The following is a 219-nucleotide window of genomic DNA, read 5'->3' on the forward strand; positions in this document are numbered from 1 at the left end:
ACGCGGGAGTAGCTCAGTTGGTAGAGCGCAACCTTGCCAAGGTTGAGGTCGAGAGTTCGAGACTCTTCTCCCGCTCCAGGTAATCGATAACAACGTAGTACTGGCAATAACAGCAGCTAGCTGCTATGATGTCGGACTCCAATGCGGGAGTAGCTCAGTTGGTAGAGCGCAACCTTGCCAAGGTTGAGGTCGAGAGTTCGAGACTCTTCTCCCGCTCCA

General features: G+C 53.9%; 2 tRNA genes. Both read left to right on the forward strand.

Annotated features, from left to right (window positions below):
* Positions 1–2 precede the first annotated feature (2 nt).
* Positions 3–78: transfer RNA gene (locus tag ACCD07_RS32370), tRNA-Gly, on the forward strand.
* Positions 79–143: 65 nt separating this feature from the next.
* Positions 144–219 (forward strand) — tRNA-Gly (locus ACCD07_RS32375).

Source organism: Duganella sp. Dugasp56, assembly GCF_047304105.1.
Lineage (GTDB): Bacteria > Pseudomonadota > Gammaproteobacteria > Burkholderiales > Burkholderiaceae_D > Rugamonas > Rugamonas hordei.